At 66.4% G+C, this 17,550-nt stretch carries 20 protein-coding genes; 17 read left to right on the forward strand and 3 right to left on the reverse strand.

Annotated elements, in window-relative coordinates; all coding sequences use genetic code 11:
- Positions 1-479: 479 nt before the first annotated feature.
- Positions 480-794: a putative quinol monooxygenase gene (locus ACFQ0P_RS07525; protein WP_204977979.1), complete on the reverse strand. Its 315-nt coding sequence runs from the start codon at positions 792-794 to the stop codon at positions 480-482.
- A 7-nt stretch (positions 795-801) separates the two neighbouring features.
- Positions 802-2,244 carry an L-fucose/L-arabinose isomerase family protein gene (locus tag ACFQ0P_RS07530; protein WP_204977981.1) on the reverse strand — a complete coding sequence of 481 codons (1,443 nt, stop codon included), beginning with the start codon at positions 2,242-2,244 and terminating at the stop codon, positions 802-804.
- A gap of 256 nt (positions 2,245-2,500) precedes the next feature.
- On the opposite strand from ACFQ0P_RS07530, the gene ACFQ0P_RS07535 reads away from it, so the two are divergent.
- From ACFQ0P_RS07535 to ACFQ0P_RS07555, 5 genes are all read left to right on the forward strand, one after another.
- The gene (locus ACFQ0P_RS07535; RefSeq protein WP_204977983.1) at positions 2,501-4,021 is read left to right on the forward strand and encodes a sugar ABC transporter ATP-binding protein; all 1,521 of its coding nucleotides are present in this window, start codon (positions 2,501-2,503) and stop codon (positions 4,019-4,021) included.
- A gap of 35 nt (positions 4,022-4,056) precedes the next feature.
- Positions 4,057-5,016, forward strand: a complete 960-nt coding sequence (locus tag ACFQ0P_RS07540) for an ABC transporter permease (RefSeq protein ID WP_204977985.1) — start codon at positions 4,057-4,059, stop codon at positions 5,014-5,016.
- Positions 5,003-6,031, forward strand: coding sequence for an ABC transporter permease (locus ACFQ0P_RS07545; protein WP_378771797.1), 1,029 nt, complete (start codon positions 5,003-5,005; stop codon positions 6,029-6,031). The genes ACFQ0P_RS07540 and ACFQ0P_RS07545 overlap by 14 nt, the downstream gene beginning before the upstream one ends.
- A 120-nt stretch (positions 6,032-6,151) precedes the next feature.
- Entirely contained in the window at positions 6,152-7,090 is a 939-nt protein-coding gene (locus ACFQ0P_RS07550) for a substrate-binding domain-containing protein (protein WP_204977987.1), read from the forward strand.
- Positions 7,091-7,215: 125 nt separating this feature from the next.
- Entirely contained in the window at positions 7,216-8,265 is a 1,050-nt protein-coding gene (locus ACFQ0P_RS07555; protein ID WP_378771800.1) for a LacI family DNA-binding transcriptional regulator, read from the forward strand.
- 17 nt (positions 8,266-8,282) lie between these two features.
- Here the strand turns inward: ACFQ0P_RS07555 and ACFQ0P_RS07560 are convergent, their stop codons facing one another.
- Positions 8,283-8,921 carry a hypothetical protein gene (locus tag ACFQ0P_RS07560; protein ID WP_378772403.1) on the reverse strand — a complete coding sequence of 213 codons (639 nt, stop codon included), beginning with the start codon at positions 8,919-8,921 and terminating at the stop codon, positions 8,283-8,285.
- Between ACFQ0P_RS07560 and ACFQ0P_RS07565 the strand changes: the two genes are divergently transcribed.
- The 12 genes from ACFQ0P_RS07565 (at position 8,874) to ACFQ0P_RS07620 (ending at position 17,549) form a co-directional block, all read left to right on the forward strand.
- Positions 8,874-9,536, forward strand: a complete 663-nt coding sequence (locus ACFQ0P_RS07565; RefSeq protein ID WP_378772368.1) for a MarR family winged helix-turn-helix transcriptional regulator — start codon at positions 8,874-8,876, stop codon at positions 9,534-9,536. The genes ACFQ0P_RS07560 and ACFQ0P_RS07565 overlap by 48 nt on opposite strands.
- Positions 9,537-9,862: 326 nt before the next feature.
- Entirely contained in the window at positions 9,863-10,468 is a 606-nt protein-coding gene (locus tag ACFQ0P_RS07570; protein ID WP_378771802.1) for a hypothetical protein, read from the forward strand.
- Complete coding sequence (locus ACFQ0P_RS07575; protein ID WP_204977992.1) at positions 10,468-11,010, forward strand: hypothetical protein; 543 nt, start codon at positions 10,468-10,470, stop codon at positions 11,008-11,010. Before ACFQ0P_RS07570 ends, ACFQ0P_RS07575 begins: the two co-directional genes overlap by 1 nt.
- Positions 11,011-11,035: 25 nt before the next feature.
- Positions 11,036-11,305: a nickel-binding protein gene (locus ACFQ0P_RS07580; protein WP_204977993.1), complete on the forward strand. Its 270-nt coding sequence runs from the start codon at positions 11,036-11,038 to the stop codon at positions 11,303-11,305.
- On the forward strand, positions 11,302-12,315 hold the full coding sequence (locus ACFQ0P_RS07585) for a hypothetical protein (RefSeq protein WP_204977995.1): 1,014 nt from the start codon (positions 11,302-11,304) through the stop codon (positions 12,313-12,315). Before ACFQ0P_RS07580 ends, ACFQ0P_RS07585 begins: the two co-directional genes overlap by 4 nt.
- Positions 12,316-12,318: 3 nt before the next feature.
- A complete protein-coding gene (locus ACFQ0P_RS07590; protein WP_204977997.1) occupies positions 12,319-13,320 on the forward strand; it encodes an NAD(P)/FAD-dependent oxidoreductase in 1,002 nt (333 codons plus the stop codon).
- Position 13,321: 1 nt separating this feature from the next.
- Positions 13,322-13,654, forward strand: a complete 333-nt coding sequence (locus ACFQ0P_RS07595; protein ID WP_204977999.1) for an indolepyruvate ferredoxin oxidoreductase subunit alpha — start codon at positions 13,322-13,324, stop codon at positions 13,652-13,654.
- Entirely contained in the window at positions 13,655-14,371 is a 717-nt protein-coding gene (locus tag ACFQ0P_RS07600) for a class II aldolase/adducin family protein (RefSeq protein WP_204978000.1), read from the forward strand.
- Positions 14,368-15,072, forward strand: coding sequence for a hypothetical protein (locus ACFQ0P_RS07605; RefSeq protein ID WP_204978001.1), 705 nt, complete (start codon positions 14,368-14,370; stop codon positions 15,070-15,072). Before ACFQ0P_RS07600 ends, ACFQ0P_RS07605 begins: the two co-directional genes overlap by 4 nt.
- Before the next feature lie 30 nt (positions 15,073-15,102).
- Positions 15,103-15,753: an MBL fold metallo-hydrolase gene (locus tag ACFQ0P_RS07610; RefSeq protein ID WP_204978002.1), complete on the forward strand. Its 651-nt coding sequence runs from the start codon at positions 15,103-15,105 to the stop codon at positions 15,751-15,753.
- 24 nt (positions 15,754-15,777) lie between these two features.
- Positions 15,778-16,878 carry a cupin domain-containing protein gene (locus ACFQ0P_RS07615; protein ID WP_204978003.1) on the forward strand — a complete coding sequence of 367 codons (1,101 nt, stop codon included), beginning with the start codon at positions 15,778-15,780 and terminating at the stop codon, positions 16,876-16,878.
- Complete coding sequence (locus ACFQ0P_RS07620; RefSeq protein WP_204978004.1) at positions 16,875-17,549, forward strand: maleylpyruvate isomerase N-terminal domain-containing protein; 675 nt, start codon at positions 16,875-16,877, stop codon at positions 17,547-17,549. Before ACFQ0P_RS07615 ends, ACFQ0P_RS07620 begins: the two co-directional genes overlap by 4 nt.
- The last annotated feature ends 1 nt before the right edge of the window (position 17,550 follow it).

The raw sequence follows: 17,550 nt of genomic DNA on the forward strand, positions 1-17,550 counted from the left end.
TGCGCTGTCTGAATCGCTGTCCCGTCCTGACCTCTCGCCGTGGAGCGTGGGTCTAACTGACGATCAGTGTCCTCGTCTTGGCCGGGCTACTCGGGCTGTCCGGTCGCGCCGCGATGAGGCCTCCAGCCGGAGCACGCCGCCGGACTCCGAATCGGCGCGGGTCACATCCGCTTGAAGAGCTTCCCTGACGCGGAAGATCGAACGCTGCTGTCGTGACATCCAGCGATGGGGCGGGAGATTGAAGGATGCCGAGAGCGACGACCTCGCATCCTTGGCGAACAGCTGAGCACTCTTGCAGGTGCGCAGGTGCTCGGCCCCATCGCGGCACCGGGCACATGCTGCTCACCGCGGCGATCGTCCCGCGCTCTCCCGTCCTCGGCCGCGCCCTCACACGCGATCGCGATCGCGATCGAGTCGCCGTCATCGATTTGTGACCGAGTCGCCGTCATCGATTTGTGACCGAGCCGGTTTAACAGTGATCAGTCGGGGATTTCACCTTTGCGCGCGTCGCCCAGCGGGACCGCGTCGACGAACCAGACGTCGTAAGGCCGCACCAGCAGGTCGGCGTTCAGCTCGTTCAGCCTGCGAAGGGCCACACCCGCGGCATGCGCATCCAGGTCCGCCCGCGTCGTCCATCGTTCGACCATGATGACGACGTCACCGTCCTGCTCGAGATGCGCCGCGTACAGCTCGCAACCCCGCTCCTGGTGGACGAGCGGTGAGACCACGCGGAACGCGTCGATGACGCGCGGTCCCATCCCCGGCTTGGCAGTCAGGACTGCGATTACCGACACGGGCATCTCACACCTGCCGGAAGTCGATGCCGAGCAGGTTGGCGGCCGCCTTGAAGTCGGCAGCTCGGTGCCCGACCGCGAGGGACCAATGGTGTCCGATGCCGGTCTGGCTCCACTGATCCACCCACAGGCCGGGGTCACGGCCGAAGTCGACCCGACTCGTCGTGTTGCCGATCGCCAAGAGAGGACCGGGCACGACGACGCCCTCAGAGGCGACGAAAGCGAGCGAGCCGTCCTGGTCCTGGCCGAGTCCGAGCAGGGTGACGGGGCCATGCTGCACGTCGAACTCGACGCTCACGCCCCAGCCTCGCTTGCCGTGATAGACACCGAGCCCGCGCAGCAGCGGATCGCGAGCGGAGACGGAGAGATGGGCAGGACCGTCGTGGCCCATCTCGACGACGTCGTCCTCGAAGTTCAACGCCTGGATCTCAGTGAAGGATCCACCAGCCCCGACGACCTGCGTGGCGAGCTGGGCGACTGTCGTCCTGAGCTCGTACTCGCCGGTGGTCGGGATGCCCCTGGCCGTCAGCAAGGACGCGCCCAGGATCATCCCGGCGCCGAGCCGCTCGTGCTGCTCGCCATCTAGGCCGCGGTGATAGTAGGCCAGAGAGTCGAGGTCGAAGTCGTCAATGAGCCTGTCCAGGCCGACACTGACCTTCGCGCCCCACGCGAAGTCCTCCTCGACGACGGTGTCGTCCAGCGTGAAGATCTCTCGCGCCAGCGCCATCCGGTCGGCGACGTCCGCCTCGGTCACCTCCTCGACCCGCTGACGAAGGTCGTCGAACTCTACGACTTCCACATGCGAGCCGAAGGTCGCGGGAAGCAGGGTGAGATCCGTCGATACGTCGAGCATCCCGGGGTACACGTGACCCATCAGGCCGTGGCGAGCGTGGCGGAGGGCGGCGCGAATGTGCGCGGCGCGGACCCACTGCCCGATGCGCTCCCACGCAGACTCCTGCCGGAGGTACCCGGATACGGACCGGAAGGGGATCCCTGCACGCCGGAAGACATTGGCGACCTCCGGCACTGGGCACTGCCCGCAGTACGCGAGCCACATGCCGGTGTCGAAGTTCGCGTGATCCATCTTCTCGGTCGGCTGAAGATCGATGACCAGCACGGGTGTGTTGGCGCGCTGCGCGATTGGCAGAACCATCGATGAGGTCAGATACGTTGTCAAGAACATGACGATGAGGTCGCAGTCGGCGACGCGAAGGAGCTCGCCCGCGGCCGCACCCTCTTGGGCGTCCGAGATGAAGCCGGCATCGATCACTTCGGCATCCATCTCAGCGAATCGTTCAGAAACGAAGTGCGAGGACTCCTGCAGCTGCGGCAGGAGACCCGGGAACTGCGGCCAGTACGTGCCCAGTCCGCCCGCTACAAGACCGACACGTGTCTTGCGTCGGGTCTTCTGGGGCAAGAGCTCAGCGACCGCGGTGCCGGTGACAGCCATTTTTCTCCTTTGAAGGTCTCCCACGACGTTCCTCACACACACTGCGAGAAGTCGGCTACGGTATGAATCGATTCATAGCGTAGCCCACGGCACCGACCCTTGGCCAGGACCTGATCGACATCAGCCACTGACCGGTGTTTGCCGGGAGCGGGCCAATGGAGTTGACGAAGACGACCGTCGCGATCTACTATCTGGATGGCAGGTGTGAATCGATTCATAACTTGCGTTCCGCAACGTGGCTGAAGGGTCGGGTTCCATGGCTGGTGAAGACGCCGTCCTCGAGGTGACTGACCTCACCGTCGAGTTCCCCGGAGTCAAGGCCCTCGATCACGTGGCCTTCTCGGTTCTGCCGGGCGAGGTCCACGCCATCGTCGGCGAGAACGGCGCCGGCAAGTCGACCCTCTTGAAGATCCTCGGGGGCGTGTATGCGCCGACTCGTGGAAGCCTCTCCCTCGCTGGAGAGCCGTATGCGCCGTCGCGTCCCAGTGACGCGATTCTCGCGGGCATCGCGATCATCTATCAGGAGTTCACGCTCTTTCCCGATTTGACCGTCGCCGAGAACGTCTTCGTCGGTCGCGAGCCCTACAGCAGGTTCACCCGTGGAATCGACTACGCGTCCATGAGAGATGAGTGCCGGCGAGTCTTCGCAACGCTCGACACCGACATCGATCCGGATGCCCTCGCCGGCGACTTGAGCGTCTCCGAGCAGCAGCTCGTCGAGATCGCGAAAGCGCTGTCGGTCGATGGCCGAGTCATCGTCATGGACGAGCCCACCGCGGCGCTGTCGCGGAGTGAGGTTGAGCGCCTCCTCACCATCGTGAAGCGGCTGCGAGCCGAAGGCCGCTCGATTATCTATGTGAGCCATCACCTGGAAGAGGTGTTCGAGGTCGCGGATCGCGCGACGATCCTTCGCGATGGGAAGAGGGTCACCACGCTGGACATCGCCGACACTAACGAGGACGAGCTCGTCCAGCTGATGGTCGGCCGAGACGTCAAGTCGGTCTTCGAACGTGAGCCGGGCGTGATCGGCGGCGTTGTTCTCGACGTGAAGGGCATCGCCGCCGGGCGCATCCTCCGTGACGTTTCATTGACGGTCCGGGCAGGCGAGGTGGTGGGCATCGGCGGAGTCGCGGGCGCCGGGCAGGCCGAGCTCACGCAGGCCGTCTTCGGCGCGCTGCAGCTGAGGTCGGGCACGATGACGCTCGAGGGTACCGCGTTCGCGCCATCCACGCCGGCTGACGCGATCGCTGCAGGGGTGGGCTACCTCCACGACGACCGTAAGCAAGCGGGAATCTTCCCCCACCTCTCCGTCACCCACAATCTCACTGTCACGATCCTCGATCGCGTTCGATGGTTCCTCGGGCTTTTGTCCTTCTCGAAGGAGGCGACCGCATATGAGACCTATAGGTCCCGAATGCGCATTAAAGCCTCCAGCCCGGGTCAGCTCATCTCACAGCTTTCCGGCGGCAACCAGCAGAAGGTCCTTCTCGGACGCGCTCTGGCGCGCGAGGGTCAACTGCTTCTGCTCAACGAACCCACCCGTGGCGTCGACATCGGGGCGAAAGCAGAGATCCACGCACTGATCTCTGAGCTCACGGCTGCGGGTGTCGCCGTGCTGATGATCAGCAGCGACCTTCCTGAACTCATCGGGATGAGCGACCGGATCGTCGTTCTCTCACACGGGACCGTGGTGGGCCGGCTCGACGGCGACGATCGCACGGAAGAGAACGTCATCGCGTGTGCGACGACCGAAAAGCGGATCGGACTGGCTGCATGATGATCACTTCCAGTCACGACACTCGTCGTTCGCCGATGACCGTCGTCGCCCGCGTCGTCAAGTCCGCGCCGCTCCTCATCCCGCTGATCGTCGTCGTCGCGGCGCTTGCTGTCGCGGCACCGCAATTCGTGTCGGGCCAGAACATCCAGAACATTTTCTTCGCGGCGAGCATCATCGTGATCCCCGGGCTTGCGATGACCCTGTGCATCACGATGGGCGAGTTCGATCTGTCCGTAGGTTCGACGGTCGCACTGACCGGAGCGGTGACGTGTACGGCGATCGTCAACGGCACTCCCACGGCCTTCGCGGTCGGACTCGGCCTGATCGTCGGCGCTGTCGTCGGTCTGGTCAACGGGCTGATCATCACCAAGCTCGGCGTGACCCCCTTCATCGCGACGCTGGCAACGCTGGTAATCATCCGGGGCGCAGCGCTCGCTTACACCGAGGGTCGCGACGTGATCGTCAACGACGCGGTGCTGAAGTATCTCGCCGCTGGCCGACCGCTCGGCATCCCGCTCCCGATTCTGCTGGCCATCGTCGCTATCTGCGTCATGTTCTGGGTCACCTATTACACGCGATTCGGCCGCTGGGTGGCCGCCATCGGCAGCAACCGGGATGCCGCAGGCCTGTCTGGCCTGCCCGTCGACCGCATCCGCATCACGGTCTACGTGCTGCTCGGCATCGCCGGAGCGATCTGGGGGATCCTGATCTCGGCCCAGTTGCAGAAGGGCTCCGGTCAGCTCGGCGTCGGGTTCGAACTAGACGCCATCACGATCGTGGTCATTGGTGGCACGAGCCTCCTCGGCGGGCGGGCTGCCATCTTGGGGACGGTTCTGGGAGCGCTGCTGATCGAGACGATCCGCAACGGCCTCAACCTTCTCAACGTCCCGCCCGCATACCAGCGCATCAGCATCGGCTTGCTGCTCGTCGCCGCACTGGCCATTCAGGCGATCCGCCGCAAGGTCCCTCTGGAGGCACTCGATGAGAAGAAGTAATCCCACGGCCACACGGTCGTTCGACTTCGGTCTGTTCTGGGACAGGTGGGGAATTGCATCCGTCTTGGTGCTCTTGGTGATCGTCGCCGCCGTGATCTCGCCCGACTTCCTCTCCGTCCAGAACATTCAGTCCATTCTTCGAGAGAGCGCCTATGTCGGGATCGTCGCCTGCGCGATGACGATCGCGATCATGAACGGCACATTCGATCTTTCGGTGGGCGGTCAGCTCGCGCTCGTCAGCGTCATCTCGCTGTTCGCGTTCGGCATCGGCGGCACCGGCCTCGCAATCGCCGCGGCGCTCGGGGCTGGACTGGCCTGCGGCCTCATCAACGGGGCACTGGTGACCGCGCTGAGAGTGCCGCCTTTCATCGCCACGCTCGGCATGCTCTTCGTCTTCCGAGGAATTGCCTTCGTGCTCACTCAGGACGGCCCCGCAACCCTGCCGTACTCCGACGTCGACTCCCCGTTCGCTCAGATCGGCAGTGGCGGCATCGCGTATGTTCCTACGACCTTCATCATCATGCTGCTGGTGTTCGCGGCTGGCTATCTGATCCTCCGCCGCACTCCGACGGGGCGTCGGGTCATCGCCTACGGCTCATCGCCCGCAGCGGCTCGGTTCAGCGGGATCTCGGCGTGGAAGGTCCGCCTCTTCGTCTTCGCGCTGCTCGGCGTCGCGGTCGGCATCGCCAGCCTCACGTACGTCACGCGCGTATGGACAGCCGATGGGTCGGCCCAGGACGGGTTCGAACTTCGAGTCATCACGGCGGCCGTGCTCGGTGGCGCAAGCCTTCAGGGCGGTAAGGGATCGCTGGTCGGGACGTTCTCCGCTGTCCTTCTGGTCTCCGTCCTCAACGACCTCCTCGTGAGCCAGGGCGTCGACGCGGCCTATCAGCGGATTATCCTCGGCACCGTTCTGGTGGTTGCGCTGGCGATCGACGGGTTGCGCACGAAGTTCACCGGATTCAGCCGACTCCGACGTTCCCCGCGTCATCGTTCCAAGATCTTGACGGCCTGAACGACTCACGCAGACCAGACCCAATCAAGAAACACCAACACCGGACAATCTCCGGAAAGAAAGGCAGTCGCAATGAAGCACAGCAAATGGCTCATGGGCGTTGCCGTCGTCTCGACGGCAGTGATCGCCCTCACCGGGTGCACGACAGGCGCACCCGGTGCAGCCGAGACGGAAGGCACTGACGACGTCACCGTCGGGTTCTCCGTCTACGACATGCAGTACGAGTTCTTCCAGAGCATGGAGGAGGGGACGCGTACCGCCGTCGAGGAGGCCGGATACGAGTATGTCCTGCACGACCAGAAGAGCGACGAGAACGAGATGGTGACGGGCGCCCAGGCGCTCCTCGATCAGGGCGTCGACGTCCTGGTCATCAGCCCCTTCAAGCCCGACGCGCTCGGCCCTGTTGTGGCGAAGGCGCAGGAACTGGGTGTCCCTGTCATCATCAACGACATCGGTGGCGGCGGTGTCCCCTACGACGCGATCGTGATCTCCGACAACGAGGATGGCGGCGTGCAGGCGGCCGACTTCATCGATGCGCAGATTCAGGCGAACGGCGTGGCGAGCAAGAAGGTCGTCTCGATCACGTGTGAGCCGTCTGCCGTCTACGCCGCGCGCCGCAACGTCGGCTTCGTCAATCAGATCGAAAGCCTGGGCTACGAAGTCGTCACCGAACTCTCCGGTAACTCCAAGGCTGAAGAGGCCTACAAGATCATGAAGGATGCGCTCGCGAAGGACCCCGACATCGCCGGAGTCTTCGCGTGCAACGACCCCATGGCCGTCGCCGCATCGAACGCGATCAAGGACGCCGGGCTCGACCCCGTCAGCGGCATTGTGACCGTGGGGTTCAACGGCGATGCCGAAGCGCTGACGGCAATCCAGGGCGGCACGCTGTCCGCCACTGTGGCACAGGATCCCGCCGCGATGGGAGCACTCACCATCGACCTCGCGACCCAGGCACTCAACGGGGAAGAGATCGACTTCGACAACCCGGATGAGCGCGAGGTTTACCAGCCGATTACGCTCATCTCGACCGAGAATGTGGCCGACTTCATCGAGTAGACGCCGCCTTGGGCTGGGCTCCACCCGGAGCCCAGCCCCTGCGGTTGCGGACGGTGGCCGCGACATCGCCATCGCGCGACCCACGGCTAGCATGGCAACCGGCGCACTCACAGAAAGGCGGAGCGGTGGGAGCACGCATACGAGACGTCGCTGTGAGGGCGAAGGTCTCTGCGGGATGGGTGTCCACCTACCTCAACTCTCCCGAGAAGATCGCGCCGGACAAGGCCCGGCGCATCCAGCAGGCGATCGACGAGCTTGGCTACGTTCGCAACGACGCCGGCAGGCAGCTGCGTCGAGGCACGAGCGGGGTCGTAGGATTCGTGGCCTTCGACGTCGGCGACCCGTTCACCTACATGGTCGCTCGGGGCGCGCGGCGTCGCGCCGCCGAGGCAGGCTTCCGGGTGGTGATCGCCGACACCGAAGGCGACTCATCGATCGAACGCGACTATCTCAAGATGTTCGAGGAGCAGCGTGCCCGCGGCGTTCTGGTGTCCGCCGTCGACAACGAGTCTTACCTAGAGGCAGCGCAGATTCGACAGCCAACGGTGATGATCGACCACCGGAGCAACTCCGGCCGGTTCTCATCCGTCTCGGTCAACAACGTGCTCGGCGGTCGCCTTGCCGTCGACCACCTGCTGGACCAGGGCCGCACGCGCATCGCCTTCGTCGGAGGCCCGATCTCGATCCAGCAGATCGGCGATCGATTGCACGGTGCGCAGCTTGCCATCGGCGAACGACGCGGAGCCCAGCTCGAGGTCATCAGTACGGAGGATCGCGACACCGCCGCAGGGCGGTCTGTGGCGGAGCGGATCCTGGCCCGGCCGCCGGCCCAGCGGCCGGACGCCCTCTTCTGCGTCAACGACACGATCGCCGTCGGCGTTCTCCAGCGCCTCCTGACGGATGGCTCCATTCGCCTCCCCGAAGACCTCGCGATCATCGGCTACAACGACGTAGCGCTCGAGTCGTTTCCGCTCTATCCGCTTTCGTCCATCCGACAACCACAAGAAGCCCTCGGGCGCACTGCGGTCGAGCTGCTCCTCGACGAGGTCGACGCCACCGCACCGGGGAAGCGGCCGCACGTCGTGTTCGACCCCGAGCTGATCGTTCGTCAGAGCACGCTCAGCGGAGACGGATCCGCCGCAGACGTGATCTCGATTCGCCCGAAACCCACATAACGATCAGCGCAGCCGCATCACGACGTGCCGCGGCGCACGCCGGTGAAGGTCGAGTTCGGCAGGAACTTGATCTTGCCGGTTCCCTCGAACGAATCCGGTCCGGTGAGCTTGAGCTCCACCAGTGCGTTGCCCTTGAGCGGCTTGGTCAGATGCGTCGTGAGGCTCAGTGAGTCCCCGGTGACCACGATGTCCGACACGGTCGCCGCGATGCGATCGCCGGTGAAGTCCACGGCATGTTCCCCGCGGTGCTCGGTGACCACCATCTCCATGACGAACGTGCCGACGATGGCCTTCTGCTCCACGTCCCATGCTCCGAGCCATGCGCTCATGGGCACCTCCTCGTTGAGATTCCAGTGCCGCACTTTCCGGCGCCACTGAGTCAGATCATCGCCGGTGAGGCGCTGCGTCGCGTCAATCTTCTGCACAGCAGGAAATCGGATGCCGCCACCGCCCGGCCTCGCCAGAGCACGGGTGCCAGAATGGGCCGGGTGACGGCGACGAGCGGTGGAGCAGCCGAAGGATCCCCGAAAAGGGAAGCCGGAGGTATCGCCTCGGTCGCCAACGCTCTCGAGCTGCTGCGCCTCTTCGAGGGAAGCCGGGAAATCCAGGTGAACCGCGCGAGCCGTGAGCTCGGGCTCTCTCGGTCGACGGTTCATCGGCTGCTCGCCACACTTGCGTCCTACTCCTACGTCGAACAAGACCCTGTCACGCGCGCCTATCGTCCCGGCCCCGCGTGGGGAGGAGTCGCGCGGTCCGCACCTCCGGCAGAGCCTTCCGCCGTCGACGAAGCAGCCCCGCCCCGCCGCGCTTCGATGGTGCGGCGGGGAACTCGTCCGATCGACGAGCTGATGTTCGAGATCTTCCGAACGAATGACCGCCTTCTCGCGGTGGGCGACGCGACGGTGAAGGGCCTCGGCCTCACGAGCGCGCGCTGGCTGGTTTTGGGCGCTGTGGCAATGTCGCCGAAGCCGCTTCCGGTTGCCCAGATCGCGCGCAGCATGGGCCTGTCGCGCCAGGCCGTGCAGCGGCTGGCCAACGAAATGTCGGGAGACGGCCTGCTCGAACTGCGCGACAACCCGAATCATCGACGCGTTCGCATCGTGGTTCTGACGGGTGCCGGAATGAGGGCGTACGAAGCCGCCCTCGAACGGTGGCGCGAGACGTGGACCTCCCGGATGGAAGAGTCCCTAACCGAGTCCGAGATCGTCGAGACCACACGCCGGCTGCGTCGCCTGCGGCGGTTGGTCCGGTCGAGGATGGCGCTCGACTGACGATTCCCTGAACCTCATTGACAATCCGTTGTCAATGAGGTGTGATTCTCGTTCATGGCGGAATCACCCGATATGTCGCCATGCAGAAAGTCAGCGCTGACTCCTGAACCCGCGTTTAGGCTTGATCAACCCGGAAGTGTTCCGCATAGCGCTACATTGCCTGCCCGTGAATCGAAGGAGATTCCATGTCGACGATTGTGGATGAGTCGCCTGTCTCGACCCTGCCCGACATCAATCGGACACGACGGATCCCGGCGCCGGTGGGACCACGCGAGCCGCTGAAGGTGAGCGTGTACGAGCGGATGTCGAAATCCAATGCCCAACTGATGCCGATCTTCCCCTACGACGGGGCGGGCGTCATGGTTCCGTGCGGCGCCATGCTCTACGGGGGACCCGGCCGCACACATCACCACTTCTTCCACTGGAACACCGTTTCGGAGCTTCTGGTGTCGTGGGGCACGAACGAGGCGATGATCCCCACCGGCTCGCTCATGGCGACCCAGCCGTTCCACGGCGTGAACTCGTTCCTCCGCGACGAGACGAAGGAAGGCACGTTCGCGCTCGTCACGATCACTCAGCGCCAGTCTTCGGAGGCCGGCCAGAGCGAGGCACTGACCGCCAAATGCGCGAAGTGCAAGAAGGACCTCGTGAAGTTCGAGTACGGGTCGGCCCCGGAGGGAGCCCCCGACCACGACCCCAACGCATTCGGCGACGAGACCGACGTGTTCCCCCAGTTCTCCACCCAGTGGGGAGGCGTGGAATTCGTGCGGATCCGCAACTCGGACGACGTCCGGGTGTGTGCGAACTGCGGCCACGAGAACGAGATCTTCGACCTTCGACCATGGGGGTGGGACCGCCTCGTCGGGCAGACGCGGGTGTCGAACGCCGCCTTCCACGCTCTCGCAGGCAGCGCCAAGGAGGTGCTCGGCTGATGGCTCGGCGACGTATGGTGCAGGCCTTCGAGGCCGCCAAGAACCTGGGCAACTACGCCGATGTACCGGTGATGCCGGTGGACGTCGATCCGCAGATCACGCTCTCGCGCAACAGTGTGACGCAGCCCTTCTACCTCGCGTTCGAAGAGGACACGGTGATCGCTCTGATGGCCGGTCGCGCCAACGTTCGGCTCCGCGACACGAACGTCACCTACTGGCCACTCATTCCGGGCGACCACGTGTACGTGCCCGCAGGAACCCCGCACCGCTTCGAACCGCACGAGGAGAGCGTGGTGGTCCGGTACATCGGCAACGATCCCGCCTACCGGGCCGCGGTCTTCGCGTGCGAGCAGTGCGATGCCGAGCTTGACCGCCTGGAGTGGAAGCAGGACCTCGAGGTGGAGGCGATCGCGGTGTACTCCGAAGTCGTCCGTCGCTTCAACGGGGACGACGCGGCACGCTCGTGCGACACATGCGGCGCCGTCGCAGCCGAGATCTCATTGGAAAGCCTCGGCTGGACCCCGGCTCCGGCATCCCACTGATCCACCATCGAGAAGGAGAACCGTCATGCCCGTCTTCGTGAGTATCCACCAGGCACCCGCGCTCGACCCCGATGAGGTCGCGGCGTACATCCCCGACATCAAGCAGAACGTCCACGCCGAATTCCAGCAGTGCTTCATCAACCTCGAGAAGGGATTCATCGTCACCTTGTACGAAGGCGAGGACGAGTCCGCGGTGCGAGAGGAATTCGACCGCATCGGCTGGCCGGTGGACTCCGTCAACGAGGTCCACTTCTCGGTGGACAGGGACGGCCTCGACGCAATTCCGACGTCATGACAATGCTGGCGCCGGCGGGCGCCTCGCCGCGACTGAACCGACCCGTCGACATTCGATTCAAGGCGGACTGGGGCCAGGCGAACCTGACACGAATCGCCGGCTGGCTCGCCCAGGAGATCGGCGACCGGTCGCCCGCGACTTCCACCTTCTCGATTCACGCCGGGCGCGGCGGCGCCGACGCCGTCGACGCGCTGGAGGCGGGGGAGGTCGACATCGCCCTCGTCACGCCTGCTGCCGCCGCGCGGCTGCTCTATGAAGGCACCGGTCCGGCCGGGCGTCCTGCCGCGCCCTGGCTGCGCGCGCTGGGTTCGATCGCCCACCGTGATCGGCTGGTCGTCGCCGTGGATGCCGCGCTTCCCGCCGAAAGCGTCGCGGACTTCGGTGCCGCGGCCGGGCAGCTCGTCATCGCCACATCGCCCGACGACGGCGTGAATGCGATCGGCCTCGCATCGCATCTGGGTATGAACCTTGCGGGCGCCGACCCGAAGGCCCTCGTGGCAGCGGGCGCCCGGTTCCTCTATGACGAGCGCCCCTTTCCGCTGATACACACGTTCGCGACGGGGCACGCCAACGTGGTCATCCAGGAAGCGGTCATGATGCCGGCATGGCAGCGGATCGCAGATCGCAGGCCGGTGCGATACCTCGAGTGGGGCGATGCGGCACTGGCTGGGCTCGCAGAGCTCGGCTGGCCCAGCGCGATCGTCGAGAAGGGCTACCTCCCGGGACTGGACCACGACCTGTTGACCCTCGACTTCGCCGACTTCGTCCTGCTGTGCCGCGAAGACCTCGACGAAGAGGTCGCCTATCTCGCGACATGGTGCATGGTGCAGACCAGGGGGGCGATTGAAGGCCAGTACGCACATCTGCCACCGGACCGCACCCCGCTCGGGTACCCACTCGACCCGGCGCGCATGCGCGACGTCCCGGTGCCTCTTCATGAGAGCGCCCGCCGCGCATACGACGACCTCACCGGCAAGCCGCCCCTGACAGACGGACTTCTCTGGACGTGAACAATGCTCGACTGTGACCTGCTCATCATCGGCGCCGGACCTGCCGGTCTGTTCGCGACGTACTACGCCGGCATGCGCGGACTGGACGTCGTCCTCGTCGACAGCCTGACCCACCTGGGCGGCCAGGTCGCGGCGCTGTACCCGGAGAAGCAGATCTACGACGTCGCGGGGTTCCCCGCGGTGCGCGGCCGTGACCTCATCTCCGGCCTCGTCGACCAGGCCCTTTCGGCGAGGCCCCGCATCCTGCTCGACGAGGAGTGCGCCACGCTCGAAGACGAGCCGGACGGAGTCGTCGTCACCACCACCGCCGGCACGACGATCCGGTGCGGCGCGGTCCTGATCACGGGCGGCATCGGCAGGTTCACGCCTCGTCCGCTTCCCGCGGTGGACCAGTACGCCGGAGGCGGCATCCACCGCATCGTCGGTCCAGCCGGCGACTACGCCGATCACGACGTGGTTGTCGTCGGCGGCGGGGACAGCGCAGTCGACTGGGCGAACATGCTCGCGGGCGCTGCTCGCACCGTCACGGTGGTGCATCGCCGTGACCGGTTCACCGCCCATGAGAGCTCCGTCGCGCAGATGCACGGCGGTGCGACGCGAGTGATCACAGGCGCCGAAGTCAGCGAGGTGTGCGGCGAGGGCACTGTCAGGCACCTGGTCGTGCGCGACGCGAAGAGCGGCGAGACGGAGATGATCCCGGCATCCGTCGTCATCCCCGCGCTCGGCCACATCGCCTCACTCGGCCCGCTGACGACCTGGGGACTGCCGATCAAGGCCCGGCAGATCGAAGTCGGCACCGACATGTCGACGGGCCGCCCCAGAGTCTTCGCAGCCGGTGACATCACCGACTACCCGGGCAAGGTGCGCCTGATGGTCGTCGGATTCGGCGAGGCAGCAACGGCCGTCAACAACATCGCGGTCCTGCTCCGTCCCGGTGAGGAGCTCTTCCCCGGGCACTCGTCAGAAATGCCGCGCAGCCTCGCGACTGCCGGAACGGGGGTGTGACGTGGCCTACGTCATCTCGAATGAGTGCATCGGCGAAATGGACGGCTCGTGCGTCGACGTCTGCCCCGTCGACTGCATCTACGAAGGTCTGGAAAAGCGGTACATCCAGCCCGACGAGTGCATCGACTGCGGCGCGTGCTTGACGGCGTGCCCCGTCTCGGCGATCCAGGCGCCGGCGGACGGTCAGGACCCGCTGTGGGTCGCTGACAACCGAGCCTTCTTCGCGTTGCCACTGCCCACCCGATCCGACCCCATCGGCAGCCCGGGCGGTGCAACGGATTTTGGACCGGTCGGCGTCGACACACCGCTGGTCGCCGAGATCGCGGAGGGGTAGATGAGCGACCAGGTTCACATCGACGACGTCGTCGACGCATGCGCAGCGCTCGCCGCGGCCGGACTCGGTGACATGGTGTGGGGACACCCGTCCGTCCGCGACGCGGGCGGGCGCGGACTCTGGATGAAGGCATCAGGCCACGGATTCGACGAGGTCGGGACGGAACAGGTCGTGCTGGTCTCGTGGGACGGTGACGTTCTCGCGGGCAGCGGGCGACGCCATATCGAGTACCCGATTCACGCGCAGCTCTACCGCGCGCGTGAAGACGTGAACGCCGTCGTGCACACCCACGCTCCCGCGATCGCAGCGTTCGCCTCGCTCGACGCCGAGCTGCACCCGCTCTCGCACGACGCGGTGCCCTTCACTCATCCGCAGCTGCCGCGTCTGACGGCAGTGACGGGAGCTCTCATCGCCACGATCGAACTGGGCTCTGCCGTCGCCCGGGCGACGGGAAGCGCGAACGCGGTGCTGCTGCCGAGCCACGGCGCAGTGACCGTGGGAGCGGATGCCGCGGCCGCAGTGATGTATGCGGTGCTGCTCGAGCGCGCCTGCCGCACCGAGCTGGACGCGCGGGCCGCCGGCGGCCCGAAGGTCTGGTCGGATGAGCAGGAGACTGCGTTCAAACGCGACCAGGTGTGGAACCCGGCGCAATTGCGAGCCGGCTTCGACTACCTCGTTCGCAAGGCCGGTCTTGCCGAACGCGAGGTTCACCCGTGAGCGGCACGCGCGGGATCGTGAGCCGGCCCGACATCGCGCTGGTGCTGCCCGCCCTCGCGCGTGAGACCGATGCGCTTGTGGATCGCGCCCTCTCGGGGTTTCTCGACTACGACTTCCTGGAGCACTCGATCCTCGGCGGCCGCCTGAGCGGCGGGCATGTCGTGACCTACCTCGCCCGCGAGGCCGACCGGATGGCCGACCTGCTGCTGGCCGCGATCGGCAGACCTCTACCCGCGCCCGACCGCGATCGTCGATGGGAGCTCGGCGAAGGCGGAAACCTCCGCCCGGGAGCCGTGCTCGTCGCAGACCTCGACGTCTCCGCGGAGCGCCTCACGAACGCGATGGCGCTCGTCGAGGACTGGTCGGCCGTTCCTGCGGAGTTGCAGGTCGTGCCCGCCCATCGCCTACTTCAGGTGATCGTGCACCACGCCGACCTCGGCCGGTCCTGGCAGGACCTCTCGCAGACGGATGCCGTGACCGTTGTCTCGATGCTTCCCTCGATCCTCGCCGGGGAACTGACCGGATTCGAGCTCGTGATCCGCAACGACGACCGGGCTCTGACTTCCGCATCGATCGCTGACGGGACGACCGAGATCACGGGTGAACCGCGAGCACTGATCGCGTGGGCGACCGGCCGGAGGGTCCCGGGCGACGCCGCACCGCCGGATCCGCCCAGCCCGCCGCTTCGCGTGTGGATCTGACCGGACTTCGAACCAAAGGAGAGCTGCACCATGCGCCTGACCCACTTCGGTCACGCCGCCGTCCTCGTCGAGACCGATGACGGCGCCACCGCGTTGATCGATCCCGGCACGTACTCGGCCGGCTTCGAGTCGCTTTGCAATCTGAACCTGATCCTCGTCACTCACGCGCACCCCGATCACGTCGACGCCGAGCGTCTGGCGGCGCTGCGCGCCGCGAACCCCGAGGCGATCCTGGCGAGCAACGCCGAAGGCCTTGCGGCTGCGGGAGCGGCGCCCGGGCCTGAGGCGAATCCGCGGGACCGGCTGGTGTCCGACGGCACGCCCTTCGAGGCCGCAGGCGTACGGATTCAGCCGACGCCATCGGCCCATGCGCCAATCCATCCCTCCCTTCCTTCCCTCGCCAACACGGGCTTCCTGCTGGAGGAGCGGGTCTGGCATCCCGGCGACGCGTTCGATGCGAAGCCGCCCGTGGTCGACATCCTGCTCCTTCCCGTCGGTGGTCCGTGGATGAAGCTCTCCGAGGCGATCGAGTTCGCCCGCGTGGTCGAGCCGCGCATCGTCGTGCCCATCCATCAAGCGGGCCTGGCCGACATCCATCGCCAGCTGCACTACCAGCTGATCCGCAACCTGGTTCCCGCGGAACTCGTGGTCCTGCCCGAGGGCACACCGCAGGACGTGTAGCGCGCCGACCCGAAGGAGTCACCCATGACAATCGAAGCCGAGGGCGTCGCAGAACTGCAGAACGCCGAACTCGAGATGACGCCCGAGCTCGCCGAGCTCTACCGCGATTTCGACGCCCACCACCTCGCGCCGCTGTGGACGCAGACATCCGACGTGCTGACGTTCCACCCGCGGTCGGAGGCCGTGCCGTTCGTCTGGCGATGGAGGGACCTCTATCCGCTGGCCGAGCGATCGGGGGAGCTCGTGCCGGTCGGACGTGGCGGTGAGCGGCGCGCGATCGCCTTGGCGAACCCCGGCCTGCGCGGCGCGCCCTACGCATCGCCGACGATCTGGGCGGCGATCCAGTATCTGGGCCCGCGCGAGACGGCTCCGGAGCATCGTCACGCGCAGAACGCCTTCCGGTTCGTGGTCGAGGGGGAAGGGGTCTGGACGGTCGTCAACGGCGACCCCGTCGCGATGCGTCGTGGTGACTTCCTGCTCACCCCGGGCTGGAATTTCCACGGGCATCACAACGACACTGACCACCCGATGGCGTGGATCGACGGTCTCGACGTCCCACTCTCGGACTACATCGACGTGGGCTTCTTCGAGTACGGAACCGAGCGGGTGACCGACGAGGCGAGCCCCGACGTATCGCGATCCGAACGACTCTGGGCCTATCCCGGGCTGCGGCCGCTGTCGGCGCTCGACGACCGCGTCAGCTCACCGCTCTCCGCCTACCGCTGGGAGCACACGGACCGCGCACTGACCGCGCAGCTGGAGCTCGAGGACGAAGGTCATCCGGCGACGGTCGAACAGGGCCACGCCGCGATCCGCTACGTCAATCCGACCACCGGAGGCGACGTGATGCCGACTTTGCGCGCGGAGTTCCACCGACTGCGCTCCGGCGCTCTCACGCCGGAGCGCCACGAGGTGGGATCGTCGGTCTGGCAGGTGTTCGACGGGCGCGGGACCTTCGTCGTCGGCGGTGTGCGGCATGCGCTCGAGAAGGGCGATCTCGTGGTGGTGCCCTCGTGGATACCGTGGTCGATCGAAGCGAAGTCGGAGTTCGACCTCTTTCGATTCAACGACGGCCCGGTTATCGAGCGGCTCGGCTTCGCGCGCACCCTCGTCTCGCGATCATGACTGGACCGCGTTCCCCTCTGGGCGGCCCGGCGGACGATCTGCTGCTGGCCTATCGCGGCACGGCGTACTTCCTCCGCTGGCTCGCTCAGCTGCCGGAGCACGCGTATGACGACTCAACCGGGGAACACACCGTGGGCGTCCGGCGTCGTACGATCGCGGCGGTCGGATACGACGCGCGAGGGTGGGCCCGGCTCGCGGAGGAGGTGCGCGAGGGTCGCGTGGACCCGGTGACGTTCGGCCCCGGCGAACGCCAGGAGGCGCTCGAACTCGGCGCGACGCAGCCGCCTCGTGCGCTCCGGCACCTCGTCGAGCACTCAGCCGTGCATCTGAGGGTCGAATGGCGGGATCTGCCCGCCCAGGCGTGGGCGGCGAGCGGTCGCGACGACCGCGGACGGCCGCTGCGGATGACGGACACGCCCTGGCTCCGGGCGTGCCAGACGTGGATCTCGGCGGTCGATCTCGGAACGGGGGCGAGCTTCTCCGACTTCCCGGCGTCCCTCGTCGATCGCCTGCTCGCCGAGGTCGGGGTTCATCACGAGCCCGGCGGCGGACCGGCACGCGCCGAACGTGACGGCATCGCGGCGGTCGGCGCGCCCGCAGACGTGCTGCGTTGGCTGATACGCGGTGGAGAGAGCGGCTTGCGTCTCGCCGCCATGGAAACCGTGCCCTGAC

Source organism: Microbacterium insulae, assembly GCF_042677065.1.
Lineage (GTDB): Bacteria > Actinomycetota > Actinomycetes > Actinomycetales > Microbacteriaceae > Microbacterium > Microbacterium insulae.

Excerpts from the sequence above, each read along its gene's own strand:
- ACFQ0P_RS07530 (WP_204977981.1), bottom strand. The coding sequence starts at position 2,244 with ATGGCTGTCACCGGCACCGCGGTCGCTGAGCTCTTGCCCCAGAAGACC.
- ACFQ0P_RS07535 (WP_204977983.1), top strand. The coding sequence starts at position 2,501 with ATGGCTGGTGAAGACGCCGTCCTCGAGGTGACTGACCTCACCGTCGAG.
- ACFQ0P_RS07540 (WP_204977985.1), top strand. The coding sequence starts at position 4,057 with ATGACCGTCGTCGCCCGCGTCGTCAAGTCCGCGCCGCTCCTCATCCCG.
- ACFQ0P_RS07545 (WP_378771797.1), top strand. The coding sequence starts at position 5,003 with ATGAGAAGAAGTAATCCCACGGCCACACGGTCGTTCGACTTCGGTCTG.
- ACFQ0P_RS07560 (WP_378772403.1), bottom strand. The coding sequence starts at position 8,921 with ATGAACCGTCGACCGAGAGAGCCCGAGCTCACGGCTCGCGCGGTTCAC.
- ACFQ0P_RS07570 (WP_378771802.1), top strand. The coding sequence starts at position 9,863 with ATGCCGATCTTCCCCTACGACGGGGCGGGCGTCATGGTTCCGTGCGGC.
- ACFQ0P_RS07575 (WP_204977992.1), top strand. The coding sequence starts at position 10,468 with ATGGCTCGGCGACGTATGGTGCAGGCCTTCGAGGCCGCCAAGAACCTG.
- ACFQ0P_RS07580 (WP_204977993.1), top strand. The coding sequence starts at position 11,036 with ATGCCCGTCTTCGTGAGTATCCACCAGGCACCCGCGCTCGACCCCGAT.
- ACFQ0P_RS07585 (WP_204977995.1), top strand. The coding sequence starts at position 11,302 with ATGACAATGCTGGCGCCGGCGGGCGCCTCGCCGCGACTGAACCGACCC.
- ACFQ0P_RS07590 (WP_204977997.1), top strand. The coding sequence starts at position 12,319 with ATGCTCGACTGTGACCTGCTCATCATCGGCGCCGGACCTGCCGGTCTG.
- ACFQ0P_RS07600 (WP_204978000.1), top strand. The coding sequence starts at position 13,655 with ATGAGCGACCAGGTTCACATCGACGACGTCGTCGACGCATGCGCAGCG.
- ACFQ0P_RS07610 (WP_204978002.1), top strand. The coding sequence starts at position 15,103 with ATGCGCCTGACCCACTTCGGTCACGCCGCCGTCCTCGTCGAGACCGAT.
- ACFQ0P_RS07615 (WP_204978003.1), top strand. The coding sequence starts at position 15,778 with ATGACAATCGAAGCCGAGGGCGTCGCAGAACTGCAGAACGCCGAACTC.
- ACFQ0P_RS07620 (WP_204978004.1), top strand. The coding sequence starts at position 16,875 with ATGACTGGACCGCGTTCCCCTCTGGGCGGCCCGGCGGACGATCTGCTG.